Here is a 20,168-nt window from a genome sequence, read left to right as displayed (position 1 = left end):
GGGCAAAGCTTTTTTGCAGGAAGGGGTTTGGTATATTTAGGGGGAAGCCCGAGGTGATCCGTTCATGAGAAAATATAACTGGTCCGCATTCCTGTCCGTAATTGTCCTAAACGTTGAAATCACCTCCCCCGTATGTTACACTGGCGCTGACTATACGCGAAGGAGCTGAAGAGGATAATGTAGGATTTCTTGCTGATGATTAAAGGATGTAGCGGGCAATTTGTGCTGCGCGGATTCTTTAATACGTCCCGGCAAGAAGGTTACTTTATTCTCCTCACTCATGAAATTACCCTTAACCGGCCCTGCGACAGGTCCGTGTTTGCTGTAGGGAATGAGCTGCGGGAAAGGTAACTTTCTTGCGGCTCATTTTTTTATGCATACAGGAGGTGTATTGCTTTATGTCATTGATTCAAGTGACCAACCTGACCTTCGCCTATGACGGCAGCTATGACAATATCTTCGAGAACGTCAGCTTTCAGCTCGACAGCAATTGGAAGCTCGGCTTTACCGGGCGCAACGGCCGGGGCAAAACCACATTCATGAACCTGCTGCTCGGCAAATACGAATACAGCGGGACGATTGCCACGGACGTAAGCTTCGATTATTTCCCTTTTCCCGTGGAGAACAAGGAGAACATGACCATCGACATCATCGCCGACATTTACCCGGACTACGAGTATTGGCGGCTCCAGCGTGAGCTGTCGCTCCTAAAGGTCGACGAAGACGTACTGTACCGCCCGTTTGCGTCACTGTCGAACGGCGAACAGACCAAGGTGCTGCTGGCCGCATTGTTCCTGAAGGAGAACAGCTTCCTGCTGATTGACGAGCCGACCAACCATCTGGACCTCCATGCCCGGAGTCTGGTCAGCGAATACCTGAGCCAGAAACGCGGCTTCATCCTCGTGTCGCATGATCGGGCGTTTCTCGACCGCTGCGCCGACCATATTCTGTCGATCAACAAGACGAGTATCGAGATTCAGAAAGGCAACTTCTCCGACTGGTGGGAGAATAAGGAGCGGCGCGACAATCTGGAGCTGGCCCAGAACGAGCATTTGAAGAAGGATATCAAGCGGCTGTCCGAAGCGGCCAAGCGTACGAGCAATTGGTCGGACGCGGTCGAGAAGTCGAAGAACGGCACCCGCAACTCCGGCTCCAAGCTCGATAAGGGCTACGTCGGCCACAAGGCCGCGAAGATGATGCAGCGCTCCAAATCCATTGAGCAGCGCCAGCAATCCGCCATCGACGAGAAGTCCGGGCTGCTGAAGAACATCGAGAGCTCGGAAAGCCTGAAGATCTCGCAGCTCCCCTACCACAAACAGCAGATGGTCGAGCTGGACGGCGTGTCCATCCATTACGGTGAGCGGACCGTCACGCAGGGCGTGAGCTTCACCATTAACCAAGGCGACCGCATCGCCCTTTCCGGGCCGAACGGCTCCGGCAAATCCAGCCTGCTGAAGCTGATCTGCGGCGAGGACATTTCTTACTCCGGCACGCTTCGCATCGGCAGCCAGTTGCGTATCTCTTATGTCTCCCAGGACACCTCGCATCTGCAAGGCAACCTGACGGATTACGCCCGGAGCAGCGGCATTGACGAGAGCCTGTTCAAATCCATCCTGCGCAAGCTCGACTTCTCGCGCCTGCAGTTCGAGAAGGACATCGCCTCCTTCAGCGGCGGCCAAAAGAAGAAGGTCCTGATCGCGAAGAGCCTCAGCGAGCCCGCCCATCTGCATATCTGGGACGAACCGCTCAACTTCATCGACGTGATCTCCCGCATGCAGATCGAAGAGCTGCTGCTGGCCCACTCCCCCAACATTCTGTTCGTGGAGCACGACAGCGAGTTCTGCCGGAATATTGCGAATAAGGTGGTAGAGCTGGAGGGGTGAGGTTAAACGGAAGGTTGGAAGAACAAGGACAGTAATAGGCAGGGGCTATCTTAAGGCCAAGGAACAGCACGGGAAATTAAGGAGGAGGATTGAATGCTCACGGAGCCTGAGGTTGTAGATGATGGGGTGGACCGCCTCGGAGAGGCCCTGGGGGTTCACGGAAAGCATGTGGGGAGGATACCGAGGTAATAAATACTGGTCAGGTCATTCTCTCCCAACTCTCATTATTGTTTATAAGCTCCTGAAGCCGGACCGGAGCATAATCCACACCGGCATTCAGCATCCGGGTATTGCCCTGGTAGTAACGAAAGGCATCCCCTTCAATTGCGATAAATAATAGCCTGCTGTAAACTTTGACGGCGGTAAATCAAATCGCCGATCATATAAACCTCGTCCTCAACGGTTGCAAACGGTCACTTTAACCTTGAACTGCATCCATGTTCATGTAGTTGATTGCCCACATATGGCCGTCCAAGTCCTCTTTGTCATATGGGTTTATTGTCCAAAAGAAAGAAATAGATGCAAACCTAGTATATCAACGAACCTCTCAACATAGGCTTCTTTAAACTACCTACTTACACTTTCCCCTTAATTAACTTCTTAAAAGCAGTGTATTCATTATTAGATCTTATAAAATTTATTATCTCATTAGCACACTCACCCGATCTCATTAGTTCAGTATTGAATTCCAGATCATATTCCTTAAAGCAATAGACGTTATCGTATTGTGAACTTGCTAAACCAATCTCCCTGTCTCCTCTAAGTTGTTCTCTTCTGGCAAGTTCCTCCTTTGAACATTTAACTACTACGAATATGACCGGGTGATCTGATAATAATTCAATACAAGTATTGAACCATTTGTCATTACCTATAACAGAATCTACAATTACGTTGTTTCCCATCGCTGAAAATAGTATCTTTTAGCTAACACTGTATTTACGAATTTCACAAAGTTTATCCATTTTAAGGTATTCGTGAAGTTGTTGAACAATCCTGCCTGTTCGTTTAACAACCCTTCCGCTGTTTCTTGGGATATCACCTAAATATAAGGATAAGAGCCCATTCCTTTTGTGCGCATGGGTAATATACTATCTTATTCCAATGAGGCCAGGTGATGAATATTGGCAACTTTTGCTGAAGCTCTTCTGATCAAGAATAACATTTCGAAAACCACACTTAAGAACCCGAAGATTCATGGAATCGGGGTCGGGTACTATGATCCCAAACATCCCAAGAAGGGGGCAGCCGTAGTCCTCTACGCCAATGCAGTCAGCAGCACGGCGCTGGGCCTCGGCCGGAGGCTCTCCTCACAAATCAAAGGCAAGACTGTACATGTCCCCATACGGGTAGTGAAGACCGCTCGAATCCGCAGCAACGCAAGCTTCAGGGACCGGATTCGCCCGGTGATCGCAGGCTACAGTATCGGTACCGCAGGCGGATCAGGAACCGCAGGCTTAATCGTAAGCAGAGGCAGTCAGCTGTATATATTCAGCAATAACCATGTCCTTACCAACCCGATCAACTCCCGCAACCGCGCCGAAACTCTGCAGCCCGGCGGAGCCGATGATGGCAGATCACCAAGAGACCGTGTAGGGCATCTGTCGGAGTTCATCCGTCTGTCTACAAGCGGCTCCAACCGCGTTGATGCGGCCTTGTCCCGTCCGGTCCGCAACAGCATTGTCAGTCCGCAGTACGCTACGATAGGTACGATTCCCGGCCATGTCACCTCTTACCGTGTAGGCGACCGCTTCAAAAAGGTAGGGCGGACAACTGGTTTTACCAGAGGAAGAGTAGATTCCGTAAATACAGATGTGCAGGTAGATTATGGTGCAGACGTCGGCGTGCTTACCTTCCTTAATCAATCCATTATTCTGAGTAGTACACCCATATCCCTTCCCGGTGACTCGGGCTCAGTCTGGCTGAGAAATTCGGATAATTTTGCTGCCGCTGTCAATTATGCCGGAACGGCGGACGGAAAGACTTCGGTTTCCTTTCCCGTCGATTGGGCATTAAGCGCACTCCGGGTCCGGGTGGCACGTCCAGCCGGCCAGCGTGCGGGCCGGGTCAAGGTAGTCGATACGCATAAAGACAATGCTGCCTATACCAAGCGCCTCACCGCTAAGGAGCTCTCCAGGCTTAAGGTATCCCAAGCAAAGTCCAAATAAGCCGGGGTTCGCAGAACGGCATTTGCCTGACCCGCACAGTAATTTGGGATGAATCACTACGTACATTCATACAATCTCTTGGTCTGCCTTATTCATAGGATAGATTATCCTACGAACAAGGAGGCGAGCACCACATGCCAAAGAATTCTTCGGCGCTGCGAAGCAAAGCCAAACGTAAAGGCAGAAGAGTCAGATTGCGGGCAAGTAATGTGCGTACCACGCAAAACCTCGGAAATGGTTTCCGCCGTGTTGAGTTCAATCCTGTAACCATCGGAGCAAGAAGCTTTCTTACACTCATTTTATCCGCCGGATCAGGCAGAGCTGTCATTAACGGGGGCTGGACTATTTCCGAATTCGCTTCTGCCTGGCCAACAGACAGCTTCCCGCTCAGCGACACGGAATGGGTGATCATTCTCGAGAACCCTACGGGTGTTGTGAGAGAGGTCATTCCTTTTCTGATTACCAAGTCTCTTAGATAGCAGGTAAGCCAGGAAGAAAAGGTACTGTTCCTTTTACACCGGACAGTACCTTTTGCTTGTTCGGATTGGACTATTTTCGGCGGAGATGGAGATTGACTGGCAAAACCCTCATTCAGGAACTTACAGCGGAAAGAACTATGATGATTACAATTGCTCACTTACAGGGGAGTTGAAAACTTGATGTGGAAGAAATACAAATGGAGTGCTATTGGCGCTGTGGTTGCTGTCATAGCGGTAGCTGCAACGGGTTACCATCTAAATTCCCAAGCGGCGACCATACAACATTTAACCACCGAAGTCGAAATACTCAAAAGCGAAAATGCTGTGATTAAGACAGAGGCAGAGCGTACAGAGGAGCTAGCCACTGGATTGAGAAATTTATTCCCCCAATATGTGCGTGAATCTGAAAGCATTTTGCAAGAACTGGGGACCGTAATCCCCGCATTTCAATACAACACCTCAGAACAAAAGCAAATGATGGACAAAATAAAAGAATGGATACAGAACAACCGGATCAAAGAAGAGGCGGGATTGTCTTTTCTGGACCACAATCGGGTGATTCTAAGCAGGCAGCGATTATCCCCGACCAACAGGCAAAGAATACATAGGCATGTCAGCATTTAAAATGAAAAAGCACAGCGGAGTGTGGGAAGTTTCCCAATACACTGACCAGTTTTAATTCAAACACTCGGTATCCCTTACTTGATTTTCTTGTGATTTCTATTAATTACTATTTTTATTGATGATCTTCATCAAAATTGGATAGTATTTCTCATTCCGTCTGCCACAAGGTGCCGCTGACCAAGAGTGAATGCAAAATCTGCGCCCATTGCTTGATGAGCTGATAACCAGGTTGTAATTCCCGCACCTCCATCACCCTATTAAATAGAAGGAAGTTGATGCAGAGTACAAGGATATGGAGTTATTGATTGTACCCTGCCACTCCATCAGCTAACCCTTCAAAAACCAGATGGAGGTTCTACACATGGGATATCATATTATGGTTAACTTGAAGGCAGATCGTAAGCAATTGGGTTCGCTGAAAATGTACAACGATAGCGGCGCTTTAGTATTTGGTCCAAAACAAGCTCTTGGCCGCTCCGAGTATGACACGAGCTGGTCTCAACCCAACGGTCATACGCCGACCGGTGTATACACTGCAAAAATCTCCGGTCCAATGCCCCAAACTTCGGATAACGAATATTCTTTTGGTCCTTCGAAATATATTGAAATGGATCCTGTCAGCGGCAATGCCCTAATCGCCAAGCAAAATGGCCGTACCGGCCTGTGGATCCATGGCGGTGCTCCCGCAGTAGCAGGTGCCACTTCATATCCGCTGCGTCCGACACATGGCTGCGTAAGACTTTCAAATAATGACCAAGCCAGCCTGATTTATGTTCTTTCGACGCTCGGCGGAGGCGTTGGAAAGGTTACGATTAGTGAAGTTTAATTAAGAGATAACGGGTAATAAGGGTGGGCTCAGGCCCACCCTTATTACCGTTGTCTGCTATTTATTCTGTCTTTGCCGGTAATAGTTCCATCAAGGCGGCTTGTTCCTCTTCTTTAAGATTAGTAATGACTTGGCTAACCTTATGATCCTTCAGGGTGTAGCGGTATAGAATGGTTGGGTTATTGGCATCATCTGTCTTACTCAGGAAATCGAAACCTTGGCCATCCTTATGCCAGACTACTGATGTAATCAGTCTATAATCCTGCTCGGAAAGCTTCGAAAGGCTGTCATCCCCGGTATTGTACAATGCGATGTAACTGGAACCCAAGTTACCCATGCCCAGAGCAATTGTATTCCCGTCAGGGGACCAGTTGTAACTGTCTACCTTTTCACGGAAAGCCTCATCGCTGGTAAGGTCGTTAATTACAGTCTGTTTTCCGCTTTCCAGATTTAGTATAACCAGTCTCGATCTTTCGTGATCTCTCACATGAACAGCTGCCTGATTATTGGACACGCTCACCGACTGAATGCCCAAGGGTTTATTCTCAAGCTCAATAGTATGACTTCCGCTGCCGCTTTCAACCGTTATTGCGCTAATCACGGTATTGGCCTGGGCGGCTTGTTGCCCTTCCGCTTTAGAAACGGCGGCGGTCAGCACCACATCCCCTTCTTTCCAAATGATCTGGTTGTCAGAGGTCTCTATGGCCGGATGGCCTTCTGGAGCAGAATATACCGAGGGGTCAAATGAATGCTTCGTTTGCGGATCAGCGCTTCCGCTGTTAGTCTGAGCTACATTATTCTGATTAGCCGGCTCTGTGAAATTGGAACTATTGTTACTGTTACAACCCAGTATAGAGATTAACGCAAATAAAATAACGGATATTTTCGCGATTTTATTCATCCTTCGCTTCCCATCCTCTCAGGACTGCAGCTAATGTTCAAACCATCGGCTGCCCACAGTGCCATTTATGGCATTATTATCCTTTTTATTTTCTTATTTAGACGCTCATTATTGGAATAAGTTCCACCATAATTGAAAATTTTTATAAACAGGGATGCAAAAAAACTTCAAGAATACTTAGTTCCTGAAGTTTTTTGTTGGATTATGAGCAAGTTTTATTCTCTTTCTCTTTATGGGTTGCCCCGGACCTCTCCACTTCTTCATGCTTCACTCTACTCTTCGAATCCATTTCGCGAATGACCTTCGACAGCCGGTTCAGTGAGTTATCTAACTTATCCAGCTTATCCCCCATTGTTTCCATTAGATACCGAAGCAAGACAAAACAAATGGCTACCGGAAAACCGACATTCGTAAACAAAGAAATGAGCTCATCTGCATTCATCGTTTTCACCCCCTTGTAATAATAGGAAGTAAAAAGATAATTCTTACACTATTCACTGAAAATAAACCATTTATTGTGGTATTGTATTAATAATGAGAACTAGTGTTCCCCTAATGGTTGTAAAACAAATACATAAACTTCCTACATTAATATAAAGGCACAAGAAATAAGGAGATGAATTTCAGATGTACACCATTGAGTATTATCGGCATGAGCTATACAGGATCGCTTGGCGGATGCAGTATCGTACCAAGAGAGATTTTAAACGTGAGGTTCCAATCGTAGCTGGCCCAGAATTAATGGAGCCTTCCTTCTCAGAACAATCCGAAAACAAAATAGTCATGCAACAATATATAAATGAGCTAACCTCTGAACTGGGAAAGAGAGTGATTCATGAGATTTATGTAAACGATAAAACGGAAACACAAGTTGCACGTGAACTCCAAATAAGTCAGCAGGCGGTGAGCAAATGGAAAAAGAAGATGATCGGGGAATTATATCAGAAGATGAATTTCTAAAGCTGTTGTCTCTTGTACAGGAACAAAACGATGAAACAGCTACCTTAAAACTGCTTGATTTGTATGAACAGGATATCATTCGTTTATCCAAATATATGCGGATGCCCAAAGAAGAGGCTATCCAAGGTATGAAGGTAGAGCTCCTGGAGCTTTTGAAAAAGAAGCGCCCCTCCCGGTCTTGACCTTCCTGTGCTGTGGACATACCGGAAGAAGGCCATCCCGCAAGGGATGGCCTTCAGTCTAACCGCCCGTATCCGCCGCTTCCTAGAACGGATTCGTCGCAATGAAGCTCGCGTTCTTCACATAGACACGCGGGTTCAGCTTCAGCTGGTCGATGATGAACTCGGCCAGGTCTTCCGGCTGCACGAACTTGGAGTCGTTGTTCTCCTTGATCAGGTTCAGGTCGAGCGCCAGATCGGTGGCGATCGTGCTCGGCGTCAGGGCCGAGACGCGAATGTTGTTGCGGCGCACTTCCTGGGCCAGCGATTCGGTGAAGCCGATCACCGCAAATTTGGAGGCGCTGTAGGCGCTGGAGGTGGCTGCGCCGCTCAGTCCGTTGGTCGAGGAGATATTGATGATATCTCCGGCATTCTTCTCAATTAATTGCGGCAGGACGGCACGGGTAACATAGTAGGTCCCCATAACGTTAACGTCGATCATGCCCTTCCATTCTTCCGGGTCCATCTCCAGCACCGTACCGAAGGTGGCGATCCCCGCATTATTAATGAGAATATCCGCTGCGCCCAGCTCGTTCTTGAGCGTCTCAACCGCAGCGTCCACTTGCTCTTTGGAGGCGATATCGGCAGTGGCATAAGCCGTCTTCACACCATAGCCTTCAAGCTCCGCAGCCAGCTCCTTCAGTGCCGATTCCGTTCTTGCCAGCAGTCCCACATGTACGCCTTCCTTCGCCAGCGCAACTGCGGTTGCCTTGCCGATTCCTCTTGCTGCTCCGGTGACAATTGCTACTTTGCCTTGCAATGATTGTGCCATTAAGCAGGCTCCTCTCCATTCTTCTATACAAATCATCTTCCATTATACTATGTCCGGACAGGCGGAGCGAAATGCCCCGCTCGATCTTGACATTCAGAAAATCGCCTTATTTGGCAATCCTCGCAAATTTAATTACCACTTTTTTATTGACACCCCGTCCAATAGCCTATATATTTTACGATAATGAGAATCATTATCGAGAATTTCTTATCAATTGAGATGACAACAAAAACACTACATAAAGGATGGGGTCACACACATGAATACTGCACGAAAGTTTACTTTCAAGACATTGCTTGTTCCCTTTGCACTTACACTGGCGCTGGTTGGCTGCGGCAACAACAACACCGCTTCGAACAATGCCGCATCTCCTGAACCGTCAGCAAGCGCTGCAGCCACTACGGCACCAGCCGCTACGGAAGCGCCTGCTGCAGACGCTGTACAATACCCGATCACGATCAAGAGCGCCCTGGGCGAAGCTGTCATTGAGAGCAAGCCGGAACGTGTCGTCACCATTCAATGGGCGAACCATGACATTGCGCTTGCGCTGGGCGTTGTGCCTGTAGGCTTCTCGGCTGCGAACTTCGGTGTTCAGGACGACAGCGGATTGCTGCCTTGGACCAAAGAGAAGCTCGACGAGCTGGGCGTAACCGATCCGAACGTGTTCCAGGACACCGACGGCCTTGATTTCGAAGCCATTTCCGATGCCGATCCAGATGTCATTCTGGCCGCTTACTCCGGGATCACACAGGAAGATTACGACACCCTGAGCGAGATCGCTCCGGTTGTAGCTTATCCGACATCCCCTTGGACAACCACCTGGCGTGAACAGGTGCTGCTGAATGCCGAAGGCATGGGCATGAAAGCCGAAGGTGAACAGCTGATCAAGGATACCGAGGATATGGTTAAGGAGAAGCTGAGCCAATATCCGCAAATTGCCGGCAAGAAGGTCGTATGGGTTAACTTCTCAGCCGAAGATCTGTCCCAGCTGCATATCTATACGCCAATCGATTCCCGCGTCTCGTTCCTGTACGAGCTGGGCATGGAATATCCGGAAAGCATCACCAGCCAGATTACCGATCCGACCAGCTACTCGCTGAATCTGAGCGCCGAGAATGTTGAAGCGCTTTACGATGCGGATATCATCGTCGGCTATGGCAATGACGAACTGCTGAAAGCACTCCAGGCCGACTCCCTGCTGGGCAAAATCCCGGCCATTGAAAGAGGCTCCGTAGCCTTCATCGACAGTGACACTCCGCTGGTTGCAGCCGGAACACCGAATCCGCTGTCCATCGCTTACACCATCGATGAATACCTGGCATTGATCGGCGGAGCTGCTGACAAGATCAATGAGTAGCACTACAGGCTCCGGGACGAAACGCCCGGCCCTGCATATCCCGCGCCATTTCACCAGAATACTGGTGATTGGCGCGGTTTTGTTGGGTTTATGCATAGTTGCCTCTCTGGTCTTTGGCGCACGGACAATAAGCTTCAAGGAATTGATGGACGGGCTCTTTCATCCGGATGCGGAGTCCTTCGGAGCGAATGTCGTCCGCAAGCGGATCTCCCGGACGGTATTCAGCTTATGCTGCGGCGCGGCGCTGGGCGTGTCCGGCGCGCTGATGCAGTCCGTCACCCGCAATCCGATTGCCGATCCAAGCATACTCGGAGTGAATACCGGCGCATCCCTGTTTGTGGTATGCGGCATCGCCTTCCTGAATGTAAGCTCAGCCAGCCAATATATTTGGCTCGCTCTGGCGGGAGCCGCCTTAACAGCATTATTCGTGTTCGGCATAGGCTCCATGGGACGCGGCGGAGCCACCCCCATTAAGCTTGTCCTGGCGGGGGCCGCCACCAGCGCCGCCCTTTCTTCCCTGGTTACCGCGATTCTGATTCCGCGCTCCTATGTCATGGACCAGTTCCGGTTCTGGCAGGTGGGCAGTGTCGGCGCGGGAAGCTGGGGCAGCATTTCGACGTTCCTGCCGTTTCTGGCCCTCGGACTATTGGTCGGCTTTATCTGCGCTCCGGCGCTGAATGCGCTGGCGCTGGGCGACGATGTGGCCACGGGCCTTGGCGTGCGCACCGGAACACTGCGGCTGATTGCCGCGCTCGCCGGCGTGCTGCTCTGCGGCGCAACCACGGCCCTGGCCGGGCCCATCGGCTTCATCGGGCTGCTGGCGACCCATGTCATCCGCCTGCTGCTCGGACCGGACCTGCGGTTCGTGATTCCGATGTCGGCGCTCTCCGGCGCCGTCATTCTCACCTTGGCCGATGTGGGCGGCAGGCTGATCGGCCGCCCCGGCGAGCTTGAGGTCGGTGTAGTTACAGCATTCATAGGAGCTCCCATCCTAATCATCGTAGCCATTAGATCGAAAGTGCGGTCCTTATGACAAATCAACCTATTGAAATGATTATGACAGGCCGGCGGCAACGTCAGCGGCGCTGGCTCCTTGTTACCATAACCCTGGCCGTGCTGGCATGCGCACTGTGCGTCGCCATGCTGCTGCTGGGCAACACCATTTATCCGCTGAAGGATGTCATCCGGGCGCTGTCGGGAGAACAGCTCAAGGGTGTATCCTTTGCCGTAAATACGATCCGTCTGCCGCGGATGCTGGCCGGTCTGTTCGCCGGCTTCGCCTTCGGGGTGGCCGGCTACATCTTCCAGACGATGCTGCGCAATCCGCTGGCGAACCCGAATGTCATCGGCATCACCTCCGGCTCCAGCGCGGCAGCCGTCTTCTGTATCACCATGCTGCATGCCTCGGGCGCGATGGTGTCCGTTGCTTCGGTCGTTGCCGGCCTGGCTACCGTCACCCTGATTTATTTCCTGTCGCGGGGCCGGTCCTTCTCCATCGGACGGCTGATCCTGGTCGGCATCGGGATTCAGGCCATGCTTGACGCTGTGATCTCTTATCTGCTGCTGGTCAGCGCGGAGCAGGATGTTCCCGCTGCCATGCGCTGGCTGTCGGGCAGCCTGAACGGCTCCCATCTGAAGGAGCTTCCGCCCCTGGTCATTGCCGTACTGATTCTAACGCCAGTCGTCGTTGTAATGGGCAAGCATCTGGGCATCCTGGAGCTGGGGGAACAAGCGGCTACCTCGCTCGGGGTACATGCAGACAAGACCCGGATCGCGCTGATTGTCAGCTCTGTCATCATGATTGCCATTGCTACTGCAATTACCGGTCCCATCGCCTTCGTCTCCTTCCTGGCGGGGCCGATCGCCAAGAGACTGGCCGGGGCCGGGTTCTCGAATGTCATTCCGGCAGGCCTGGTCGGCGTGAACCTGGTGCTGGCGTCCGATCTGATCGGACAGTTCGCTTTTGAGTACAGATTCCCTGTGGGGGTCATTACCGGATTGCTCGGGGCACCGTATCTGATCTATCTGCTGATCCGGATGAATCGAAAGGGAGAATTATAATGACGGCTACACATCTTTTTCAAGCGGAACAACTGGTGGCGGGGTATGATAACAAGCCGGTCATTCAAGACATAAGCCTGGTCATCCCCAGCAACAAAATCAGCGTCATCATCGGCTCCAACGGCTGCGGGAAGTCCACGCTCCTGAAGACGATGGCCCGGCTGCTCAAGCCTGTCTCCGGAGCCATCACACTCGACGGGAAGCCGATCAGCAAGATTCCGCCGAAGCAGCTGGCCCGGGTTGTCGGACTGCTGCCGCAGTCGCCGATAGTACCGGAGGGCATCTCGGTGGCCGATCTGGTGGGACGGGGCCGCTTCCCGCACCAGTCCCTGCTCGGCGGCTGGTCCAAGAAGGACTATGAAGCCGTGGCTGAAGCGATGGAGATCATGAACATTACCCAGTTCGCCAACCACAACATTGACGAGCTCTCCGGCGGCCAGCGCCAGCGCGTCTGGATTGCCATGGCCCTGGCGCAGCAGACGGATATTCTGTTTCTCGACGAGCCGACGACCTTCCTCGATATCACCTATCAGGTGGAAATTCTCGATCTGCTCACCGATTTGAACCGCAAGCACGGCACAACGATCGTCATGGTGCTGCATGATATCAACCTGTCGGCCCGGTATGCCGACCATATCTTTGCGCTCCATAACGGCCGGCTGGTCGCCGAGGGTACACCGGCAGAGGTGGTTACAGCCACACTGGTCAAAGACATCTTCGGGCTGGACTGCTCGGTCATCCCGGACCCGGTTGCCGGCTCACCGATGGTCGTGCCAAGAGGCCGGTATCACGTAAACGTCTGATTTTAAGTTTAAATAAAGGAGGCCTCCCCAAGCGGGATGGCCTCCTTTTATTGTCGCTGTCTATACTCTTGTTTCGATTACCGGGGCCTCCTGGACGTTCTTCGGCTTCCGGGTCCGGATGGCATACAGCGCATACAGCAGAATGAACCAGATCGGCGTACACAGTACAGCCGGACGCGTCTCGCCGGAGATCAGCATGATGATGAGAATGGCCGCGAACAAGGCCAGCACCGCGTAATTGATAAACGGCGTGAACGGCGCTTTGAACCTGGAGGCTGCGTGCAGATCGGCACGGGTCTTTTTATACTTGATATGGCTGATCAGGACAACGCCCCATACCCAAATGAAGCAGATGGCGCTGATGGTGGTGACAATCTCAAACGCCTGACCCGGAATCAGCTTACTCAGAAGCGCACCTGCCGAGATGACCAGCGTCGATACGAACAGCGAGTTGGCCGGAACGTGATTCTTGTTCAGCTTGCCGAACTGCGCCGCCGCCTGATCCTTGCGGCTCAGGTTATAGAGAATCCGGCTCGTCGAGAACATGCCGCTGTTGCAGGCCGATGCAGCCGAGGTCAGGACGACGAAGTTAATAATTCCCGCGGCGACGGGAATACCGACCAGCGTAAAGGTGCGCACAAACGGGCTTTCCGCCGGGCTGAGCTGCGTCCAAGGATTAATACACAGCAGTACAAAGAGCGCTCCGACATAGAAGAACAGAATCCGCAGCGGGATTTTGTTGATCGCGGAAGGGATATTTTTCTCCGGGTCCGCCGTTTCCGCCGCCGATACCCCTACCAACTCCACGCCGACATAGGCGAAGACAACCATCTGGAACGAGAACAGGAAGCCGGTAACCCCATTCGGAAATATCCCCCCGTGCTGCCACAGATTGCGGACCGTTACCGACCCGGCATCCGTCTTGAAGCCCATCACCAGCAGGACAATGCCTAGCCCAATCAACGCGAGAATGGTCACGACCTTGATCAGCGCGAACCAGAATTCCAATTCCCCGAAGTTCTTGACGGTCATTAAATTAAGCGCCAGCAAAACAATCAGACAGATGACAGCCGGCACCCACTGCGGAATATCGAACCAATACTGCACATAGACGCCGACCGCAATGACATCGGCCATCGCCGTCATAATCCAGCAGAACCAGTAAGTCCAGCCGGTAACGAACGCCGCTCTTGGCCCCAGATAATCCTCGGCAATATCCGTGAACGACTGATAGCCCGCCTTGGAGAGCAGCAGCTCCCCCAAAGCCCGCATGACGAAGAAAACAGCGATCCCCACAATTAAATAAGTGATCATGATGGAAGGCCCCGCCTTCTCAATCGCTTTTCCCGAACCGAGGAACAATCCCGTGCCGATGGTGCCGCCAATCGCGATCAGCTGAACATGCCGGTTGGCGAGCTCTCTCTTTAACTCTGTCTGTGCCATGCTTTCTTCCCCCTTAATGTGTGCACTGCCTTGAAGAACATAAAAAAAAGAGACTGGATATCATCCAATCTCCCGGTACGAAAGAATATCAAAATAAGATTCGCCCTGCGGAATGCGGACCGCCTGACGAATATTACTCGGTACTCTTCTGTCCTTTTGCCTGAGATTGTGAACCCTTCGGCGCCGCGGTTGACCCGCAGTCTCTCCAGAAGCTGCTCCTGCTATAGTGTGATCCATAGCAATCATAGCCTGTGAATGTATTAAATTAGTGAAGCGGTGTTTCCGTTCTTGCTATGCTAACATATTACTCGCGGTGTGAGCAATCATTCTGTGAAAAAAGTCTCTCCGGTGCGCTGCGATCTTGCCCTGCCAATCACTAATTTTGCCTGGATTTCGCTGCAAGTACCGGTCCAATACGGCTCCAAGCCAAGAATCAGGCCCAAAATGTAAAATTAAATATGAAAAAATAGCTAATTATTTTGGTACATTTTCTCTGTTGCTGCTGATACGATATTGTCACTACGAATGAAAGGGGTTACAATTTTGCAGATTAAGAAGACGAACCGAACCAAAAAAGCAGCTGTTTTTCTGATGACTTTTGCAACCGCTTTTTCGATGATTGTTCCGGCCTCACTGGTTTCGGCAGACCCGGCGGCCGAGGTTAATTACCTTCCTCCGGGAGGCGAGAACTGGAACAAGCTCAAGGATATCGAGATTAAGGATACCGGGTGGGGCTACGGCTCAACGGTTACGCAAGAAGTCTATCAGGAGCAGAATGCCCGCAAAATCGTAACAAGTGACTACTGGGCTGACCAGTTAACTGTAAACGGTTGGCAGTCCTTTGATTTCAGCGCCTATTCGGGCGGTACGCTGGAGTTCGACGTAGCCGGTTCACAAGGCGGTGAAAGCTTCAGCATCGGTTTCCGCGATGTCGTTCATGAGCGGTCTGACGGCAACGGCGGCTTCTTCAAGGATGAGGATGCCAATCCTGAGGAGACTAATATTGACGCGCTGGTTCATGTTAGCGATTACATTACTGTGACAAACGAGTGGCAGCATGTATCGATTCCGTTAAGCGATATTTTTAACAGTGCTCCTCTCTTCGATGAAGGCAAAATCCAGTTATTAAAAATCACCGGCGATAATACGCCCATTACCTTCTGGATCAGCAATATTAAAGTGACCTCCCCCGACACGGAACGGAGCTACGCTCCGATTAAAGTGAATCAGGTCGGCTATTTGAACTATGGGGAGAAGTATGCCAACGTCAGCGGTTATTACAACGAACTGTCCGCTGTGGCCGGTACCCCGTTCCAGGTCAAGCGGACTTCAGACAACAGCATCGCTTATGAAGGCACTCTGTCTCTTGTAGCCGCTTACGACGAACTGTCCGGTGAAAAAGTGTTAAAGGCCGACTTCTCCGCACTCAATGAGAGCGGCGCATACTACATTACGGTTGACGGTGTTGCCGAGCCATCCGTTCCGTTCGAAATTGGAGCAGATGTCTATGACAGCCTGCTGACCGATGTGCAGAAATTCTTCTATTACCAGAGAGCGAACGAGGATCTGCTGCCGGAGAACGCCGGGGAATTTGCCCGTACCGGCCTGCATAAGATCGACGCCGATCTCCCGCTGCAGTCCGATCCGGCACAGACGAAGGATGTATCCGGCGGCTGGTGGGATGCAGGCGACACGGGGAAATATGTAACCGCTGCCGCGACCGCTGTGTCCGATTTGCTCTGGGCGTATGAGAACTTCCCGCAGCAATTCTCCGACAGTCAGCTGAATATTCCGGAGAGCGGCAACGGCATTCCGGATCTGATTGATGAAATCAAGGTGGAGACCGATTTCTTCCTGAAAATGCAGGATGACGCTTCCGGCGGCTTCTATGCCTATGTCATCCGCGAGCCTCAGCCGAAGCGCTTCCTCATGGACGGCACCGGCGAGGAGAGCATTATCCCGACCGCGCAAACCGCTACAACCGTCGGGGCGCTGGCGCATGCCTATCATGTGTTTAAAGACGTGCCGGGTCTGGAAGAATATGCGGACACCCTGCTGGCCTCAGCCGTAAGAGGCTGGGACTATCTCGCCGCCCATCCGGAATTCATTGCACAGCCGGACGGACCTTACAATGACAACGAGGACCTGAACGACCGTTTCTATGCGGCGGCTGCACTCTACAGAGCTACAGGCGAAGCGCGGTACAGCGATTTCGTAGTAGCCCATTATGAAGAATTCGCTTCCAAGTTCGAAACGACCGATTTCTCGCACGGCATCGGCAGCATGGAGCTGATCGGCTTCTATCATTACCTGAGCGCTGCTGCGCCAAGTGAAGAAGTGAAAGCATGGTTCGTGCCTAAATATCAGGAGTGGAGAAGCACAGTAATCGATACTGCCACCAATCAGGCGGTATGGCGCAACTCCACGGACAAGGGCTTCTATTGGGGCGCCAACGCCAATGTCGCGGGCGTAGCGATCAGCCTGGATATCGGCAGCCGGATTATCGGTGAATATGATGAGCAGAATCTTCAGGTCGCCAGCGGCAACCTCAATTACCTGCTGGGCATTAATCCGCTGCAGCTCAGCTTCATTACGGGTTATGGCGAGAACCGTGTTCATATTACCCACCATGAGATTTACATGCGCGACTTCATCGCCGAAATGCCAAACGGCTATATGCCGGGCGGCCCGAACAATAACGGTAAGTTCAACTTCCCGGCCAAAGCCTACAACCAGGCTACTGTGGACTGGGAGAGCAACGAGCAGGCGCTGAACTATAACTCGCCGCTCACTTATCTGACTGCGTTGTTAACCGATGAGCAGAATCCGGCGCCTGCGGAAAGCATTCAATTTCCGGACGGCGAAAGCGCGTTGCTGTCTGAGGGTCAAACCCTGAAGCTGAAAGCTACTGTAACACCGGATACTGCGACCTACAAAAAGCTGTTGGTTGCCTCTGGTGACAGCAGCATCGCTACAGTAAGCAATGTCACATATGCCGAAGACACGGGTGTAACCACCATTGACGTAACTGCGGTCAAGACAGGCAAAACTGTAATTACCGTTCAGTCGCTTGACGGCAAAGTAAGCGCACAGTATCAGCTGGAAGTGAAGCCCGCTGATGTTACGCCGGGTCCTGCACAGCCGCCAAGCACAGGAACTGGCTCCTCCGGAGCTTCCGGCAACAGCGGAACGCAGACGGTCACCGTATCTGAAGAAGCGCTGAAGACAGCGGCAAGCAAGGCTGTGGACGGCAAAATTACCATCCCGGTAGAAACGGCAAGCGGACAGACGAATGTTGCTGTGGAGATTTCCGGCGACTGGCTCCGCACGCTGGATGCGGCTTCCGTCCAGTCTGTATCTCTGGAAGTGCTTGGCACTGCCCTTGAGCTGGACCAGACCCTGCTGAAACAATGGTTCGCGGGTAGCGCGAAGAAGCTGTCCGTCGGCGTTGCCTTGGCCACCTCCGAGGGACTGTCCAATACAGTACGCACCCTTCTGGGCGACAGCCCGGTCTATGATCTGACCCTGAAGGTAGATGATACCGCTGCCCAGTGGTCCGGGCATCCGGTAACCGTGAAGCTTCCGTACACACTCAAGGCAGGCGAGCAGGCCGGCCAGGTTGTTGTGTACAATGTGGACAACGGAGCCGTTGTCGTCAACAACGGTATCTATGACGCACAGTCCGGCCAGGTTGTGTTCCAGCCGGAGCACTTCAGCAAATATGCTGCCGTTTATACGAATGTGAGCTTCAATGATATTGGCGCGCTTCCTGCCGCCACAAGCGATGCCATCCGCGCGGTTGCCGCCCGGGGCGTTATCATCGGCAAGGGTGCGGGCCAGTACGATCCGCAAGGCAAGCTGACCCGCGCCGAGTTCGTGCAGATGCTGGTGAAGTTCTTTGACCTTGGCGATGCTGCGGCCGTCAGCAAGCTCAGCGACGTGAAAGCGGGCGCCTGGTATTACAGCGCCGTCGCCTCGGCTGAGAAGCTCGGCATTGTGCAGGGCAGACCGGATGGCACGTTCGGCACGAACGATGTGCTGAGCAGACAAGAGATGGCAGTACTGCTCCACCGTGCCCTTGTGGCCGGCGGGTATACGCTGAAGCAGAGCGCGACGGCTGCTGCAGCCTTCGCCGACCAGGCGGCCATCGCAGCTTATGCCCAGGCGCCTGTGGCAGCATTGCAGCAGGCCGAGGTACTGAGCGCAGACGCCGGCAGCAACTATGGGCCGAAGACGCAGGTGAACCGTGCGGAAGCGGCAGTGCTGCTCTATAACTTCCTGCTCGCTAAGTAAAGCTGCTCCACTGGGGGATAGCGGCTTCGGAAAAGCAATGGGTATTCAAAAAAAGCATCCGCAACAAGGGCACTTGTTCTCGACAAGTGCCCTGTGCGGATGCTTTTTTCTATTCAGCTGTAAGCTTTGCTAATCCTGAGCCTGCGGTTCTCCGCGGCTCCCAAGAAATTGGAGAAAGATGTATACCCCAAGCAGTGCAACGACGATCCCCGACCAGAAGAACCAGACCTGAACCCCGAACCGGTCCGCGACCGGACCCGCCAGCGCCAAACCAATCGGGGAAGAGAGCATTCCGAAGCTCGTGACGAGCGAGAGTACGCGGCCCAGGGTTTCCGGCTCGTAGGCCTTCTGGATCATCGCCATGTAAGGGCCGTTGAACAGCGGCGCCGCCGCCCCCATGAAGAAGGACAGGACGGCGAAGGCCCAGAACCTCCCGCTCCCTACCACCCCGCTCAGCACACAGGTCAGACCGATCAGGACCAGACTCAGGCTCATGTAGGTGGAATCCCTCCACTTCGAAGCCAGCACGGACAGCAGTGCGCCGCCCAGAATCATCCCGATGCCGAAGACCGCTTCGATCAGGCTGGCGCTGTATCCCCCGCGTCCGAAATGCTCCAGCGTCATCAAGGGGAACAGCATGGCCAGCGGCATGAACACCACGCTGAAGACCGCCATCACCGCGGTGATGATAACAATCGGCTTCGCGGAGACGAAGGTTCTCCAGCCGAGGGCAAACTCCCTGCGGAACGACGGCGTTTCAGTGATCTCAGGCTTCGGCTGATGAATACGGACCAGCAGCAGCATGACATTCGCAATGAGGGCCCCGGCCACATCAAGCAGGAGCACCGTCCCGAGCGAGGTGGCCGAGTAGACGGCGATGCCAAGCGCCGGGCCCAGGATGCTGGAGGCCGAGAAGACCATCTGGTGCCAGCCCGCCACCCGGGTCAGCTGCTCCTCCGGTGCAATCAGCGGAACCGCCGCCTGGAACGATGGCGCGTGGAAGGACGAAGCCGCCGAGCGGATGAATAGGATCACATACACGACCCACAGGCTGGGTTCTCCCCATAAGTAATAAGCGCCCAGAATGAGACTGGAGACGGCGATCAGGCTGTCCGAGATCATCATCGTCAGCTTGCGGTTCCAGCGGTCCAGCCAGACGCCGATGAACGGCCCCAGCAGCGCCTGCGGCAGGAAGCCGACCAGGCCGGCAATCATCAGCACCGCAGCCGATCCCGTCGACTCCGTCAGATGCCAGATGATTGAGAATTGCACCATTGATGAAGTCAGAATCGAGAAAATCTGTCCGCTGAAGATCAGCGCGAAGGTCCTTTTCCAATGCATAACAGGTTCCTCCTTATTTCGCTCTTAATAGGCTTACTGTAT

At 52.7% G+C, this 20,168-nt stretch carries 18 protein-coding genes and 1 riboswitch; of the genes, 12 read left to right on the top strand and 6 right to left on the bottom strand.

Annotated features, from left to right (window positions below; genetic code table 11):
* Window positions 1-398 precede the first annotated feature (398 nt).
* Window positions 399-1,883, top strand: coding sequence for an Lsa family ABC-F type ribosomal protection protein (locus F1381_RS03680; RefSeq protein WP_151733471.1), 1,485 nt, complete (start codon window positions 399-401; stop codon window positions 1,881-1,883).
* 575 nt (window positions 1,884-2,458) lie between these two features.
* Here the strand turns inward: F1381_RS03680 and F1381_RS03675 are convergent.
* Window positions 2,459-2,785 (bottom strand): phosphotransferase-like protein, encoded by a 327-nt coding sequence (locus F1381_RS03675; protein ID WP_151733470.1) that lies wholly within the window; start codon window positions 2,783-2,785, stop codon window positions 2,459-2,461.
* Between the two features lie 216 nt (window positions 2,786-3,001).
* Here F1381_RS03675 and F1381_RS03670 point away from each other — a divergent pair, with 216 nt between their 5' ends.
* The 4 genes from F1381_RS03670 (at window position 3,002) to F1381_RS03655 (ending at window position 5,977) form a co-directional block, all read left to right on the top strand.
* A complete protein-coding gene (locus F1381_RS03670; protein WP_151733469.1) occupies window positions 3,002-4,048 on the top strand; it encodes a chymotrypsin family serine protease in 1,047 nt (348 codons plus the stop codon).
* Between the two features lie 134 nt (window positions 4,049-4,182).
* The gene (locus F1381_RS03665; protein WP_151733468.1) at window positions 4,183-4,527 is read left to right on the top strand and encodes a hypothetical protein; all 345 of its coding nucleotides are present in this window, start codon (window positions 4,183-4,185) and stop codon (window positions 4,525-4,527) included.
* 177 nt (window positions 4,528-4,704) lie between these two features.
* The gene (locus F1381_RS03660; RefSeq protein ID WP_151733467.1) at window positions 4,705-5,151 is read left to right on the top strand and encodes a hypothetical protein; all 447 of its coding nucleotides are present in this window, start codon (window positions 4,705-4,707) and stop codon (window positions 5,149-5,151) included.
* Window positions 5,152-5,512: 361 nt separating this feature from the next.
* Window positions 5,513-5,977: a L,D-transpeptidase gene (locus tag F1381_RS03655; RefSeq protein WP_151733466.1), complete on the top strand. Its 465-nt coding sequence runs from the start codon at window positions 5,513-5,515 to the stop codon at window positions 5,975-5,977.
* 61 nt (window positions 5,978-6,038) lie between these two features.
* On the opposite strand, the gene F1381_RS03650 is transcribed toward F1381_RS03655, so the two are convergent.
* On the bottom strand, window positions 6,039-6,878 hold the full coding sequence (locus F1381_RS03650) for a protein tolB (RefSeq protein WP_151733465.1): 840 nt from the start codon (window positions 6,876-6,878) through the stop codon (window positions 6,039-6,041).
* A 202-nt stretch (window positions 6,879-7,080) separates the two neighbouring features.
* The gene (locus F1381_RS03645; RefSeq protein WP_151733464.1) at window positions 7,081-7,320 is read right to left on the bottom strand and encodes a hypothetical protein; all 240 of its coding nucleotides are present in this window, start codon (window positions 7,318-7,320) and stop codon (window positions 7,081-7,083) included.
* 185 nt (window positions 7,321-7,505) lie between these two features.
* On the opposite strand from F1381_RS03645, the gene F1381_RS03640 reads away from it, so the two are divergent.
* Both F1381_RS03640 and F1381_RS03635 read left to right on the top strand, forming a co-directional pair.
* Window positions 7,506-7,838, top strand: a complete 333-nt coding sequence (locus F1381_RS03640) for a sigma-70 family RNA polymerase sigma factor (RefSeq protein WP_151733463.1) — start codon at window positions 7,506-7,508, stop codon at window positions 7,836-7,838.
* On the top strand, window positions 7,790-8,020 hold the full coding sequence (locus F1381_RS03635; RefSeq protein WP_246187896.1) for a hypothetical protein: 231 nt from the start codon (window positions 7,790-7,792) through the stop codon (window positions 8,018-8,020). Before F1381_RS03640 ends, F1381_RS03635 begins: the two co-directional genes overlap by 49 nt.
* Window positions 8,021-8,102: 82 nt before the next feature.
* Here the strand turns inward: F1381_RS03635 and F1381_RS03630 are convergent, their stop codons facing one another.
* The gene (locus F1381_RS03630) at window positions 8,103-8,828 is read right to left on the bottom strand and encodes a 3-ketoacyl-ACP reductase (RefSeq protein ID WP_151733462.1); all 726 of its coding nucleotides are present in this window, start codon (window positions 8,826-8,828) and stop codon (window positions 8,103-8,105) included.
* 259 nt (window positions 8,829-9,087) lie between these two features.
* Between F1381_RS03630 and F1381_RS03625 the strand changes: the two genes are divergently transcribed.
* From F1381_RS03625 to F1381_RS03610, 4 genes are read left to right on the top strand one after another with little or no spacing between them, the layout of a single operon-like run.
* A complete protein-coding gene (locus tag F1381_RS03625; protein WP_151733461.1) occupies window positions 9,088-10,185 on the top strand; it encodes an iron-siderophore ABC transporter substrate-binding protein in 1,098 nt (365 codons plus the stop codon).
* Complete coding sequence (locus F1381_RS03620; protein ID WP_151733460.1) at window positions 10,178-11,218, top strand: FecCD family ABC transporter permease; 1,041 nt, start codon at window positions 10,178-10,180, stop codon at window positions 11,216-11,218. Before F1381_RS03625 ends, F1381_RS03620 begins: the two co-directional genes overlap by 8 nt.
* Window positions 11,215-12,246, top strand: a complete 1,032-nt coding sequence (locus tag F1381_RS03615) for a FecCD family ABC transporter permease (protein ID WP_151733459.1) — start codon at window positions 11,215-11,217, stop codon at window positions 12,244-12,246. The genes F1381_RS03620 and F1381_RS03615 overlap by 4 nt, the downstream gene beginning before the upstream one ends.
* Window positions 12,246-13,049 (top strand): ABC transporter ATP-binding protein, encoded by an 804-nt coding sequence (locus F1381_RS03610; RefSeq protein ID WP_151733458.1) that lies wholly within the window; start codon window positions 12,246-12,248, stop codon window positions 13,047-13,049. The genes F1381_RS03615 and F1381_RS03610 overlap by 1 nt, the downstream gene beginning before the upstream one ends.
* Before the next feature lie 60 nt (window positions 13,050-13,109).
* Here the strand turns inward: F1381_RS03610 and F1381_RS03605 are convergent, their stop codons facing one another.
* Window positions 13,110-14,492 (bottom strand): amino acid permease, encoded by a 1,383-nt coding sequence (locus tag F1381_RS03605; RefSeq protein ID WP_151733457.1) that lies wholly within the window; start codon window positions 14,490-14,492, stop codon window positions 13,110-13,112.
* A 138-nt stretch (window positions 14,493-14,630) separates the two neighbouring features.
* Window positions 14,631-14,711, bottom strand: a riboswitch (glycine riboswitch).
* A gap of 306 nt (window positions 14,712-15,017) precedes the next feature.
* On the opposite strand from F1381_RS03605, the gene F1381_RS03600 reads away from it, so the two are divergent.
* On the top strand, window positions 15,018-18,785 hold the full coding sequence (locus F1381_RS03600; RefSeq protein WP_187355177.1) for a glycoside hydrolase family 9 protein: 3,768 nt from the start codon (window positions 15,018-15,020) through the stop codon (window positions 18,783-18,785).
* Window positions 18,786-18,914: 129 nt separating this feature from the next.
* Here F1381_RS03600 and F1381_RS03595 read toward each other — a convergent pair whose 3' ends face one another.
* The gene (locus tag F1381_RS03595) at window positions 18,915-20,126 is read right to left on the bottom strand and encodes an MFS transporter (RefSeq protein ID WP_151733455.1); all 1,212 of its coding nucleotides are present in this window, start codon (window positions 20,124-20,126) and stop codon (window positions 18,915-18,917) included.
* Between the last annotated feature and the right edge of the window lie 42 nt (window positions 20,127-20,168).

This window comes from Paenibacillus tengchongensis (assembly GCF_008973665.1).
Classification (GTDB): domain Bacteria; phylum Bacillota; class Bacilli; order Paenibacillales; family Paenibacillaceae; genus Paenibacillus_AQ; species Paenibacillus_AQ tengchongensis.
This window is presented reverse-complemented; position numbering and strand designations above follow the sequence as displayed.

What these genes read in the sequence shown, in the direction of transcription:
- F1381_RS03595 (WP_151733455.1), bottom strand. Translation starts at nt 20,126, where the DNA reads ATGCATTGGAAAAGGACCTTCGCGCTGATCTTCAGCGGACAGATTTTC.
- F1381_RS03620 (WP_151733460.1), top strand. Translation starts at nt 10,178, where the DNA reads ATGAGTAGCACTACAGGCTCCGGGACGAAACGCCCGGCCCTGCATATC.
- F1381_RS03610 (WP_151733458.1), top strand. Translation starts at nt 12,246, where the DNA reads ATGACGGCTACACATCTTTTTCAAGCGGAACAACTGGTGGCGGGGTAT.
- F1381_RS03675 (WP_151733470.1), bottom strand. Translation starts at nt 2,785, where the DNA reads ATGGGAAACAACGTAATTGTAGATTCTGTTATAGGTAATGACAAATGG.
- F1381_RS03665 (WP_151733468.1), top strand. Translation starts at nt 4,183, where the DNA reads ATGCCAAAGAATTCTTCGGCGCTGCGAAGCAAAGCCAAACGTAAAGGC.
- F1381_RS03630 (WP_151733462.1), bottom strand. Translation starts at nt 8,828, where the DNA reads ATGGCACAATCATTGCAAGGCAAAGTAGCAATTGTCACCGGAGCAGCA.
- F1381_RS03680 (WP_151733471.1), top strand. Translation starts at nt 399, where the DNA reads ATGTCATTGATTCAAGTGACCAACCTGACCTTCGCCTATGACGGCAGC.
- F1381_RS03615 (WP_151733459.1), top strand. Translation starts at nt 11,215, where the DNA reads ATGACAAATCAACCTATTGAAATGATTATGACAGGCCGGCGGCAACGT.
- F1381_RS03640 (WP_151733463.1), top strand. Translation starts at nt 7,506, where the DNA reads ATGTACACCATTGAGTATTATCGGCATGAGCTATACAGGATCGCTTGG.
- F1381_RS03645 (WP_151733464.1), bottom strand. Translation starts at nt 7,320, where the DNA reads ATGAATGCAGATGAGCTCATTTCTTTGTTTACGAATGTCGGTTTTCCG.
- F1381_RS03625 (WP_151733461.1), top strand. Translation starts at nt 9,088, where the DNA reads ATGAATACTGCACGAAAGTTTACTTTCAAGACATTGCTTGTTCCCTTT.
- F1381_RS03635 (WP_246187896.1), top strand. Translation starts at nt 7,790, where the DNA reads ATGGAAAAAGAAGATGATCGGGGAATTATATCAGAAGATGAATTTCTA.
- F1381_RS03600 (WP_187355177.1), top strand. Translation starts at nt 15,018, where the DNA reads ATGAAAGGGGTTACAATTTTGCAGATTAAGAAGACGAACCGAACCAAA.
- F1381_RS03655 (WP_151733466.1), top strand. Translation starts at nt 5,513, where the DNA reads ATGGGATATCATATTATGGTTAACTTGAAGGCAGATCGTAAGCAATTG.
- F1381_RS03650 (WP_151733465.1), bottom strand. Translation starts at nt 6,878, where the DNA reads ATGAATAAAATCGCGAAAATATCCGTTATTTTATTTGCGTTAATCTCT.
- F1381_RS03605 (WP_151733457.1), bottom strand. Translation starts at nt 14,492, where the DNA reads ATGGCACAGACAGAGTTAAAGAGAGAGCTCGCCAACCGGCATGTTCAG.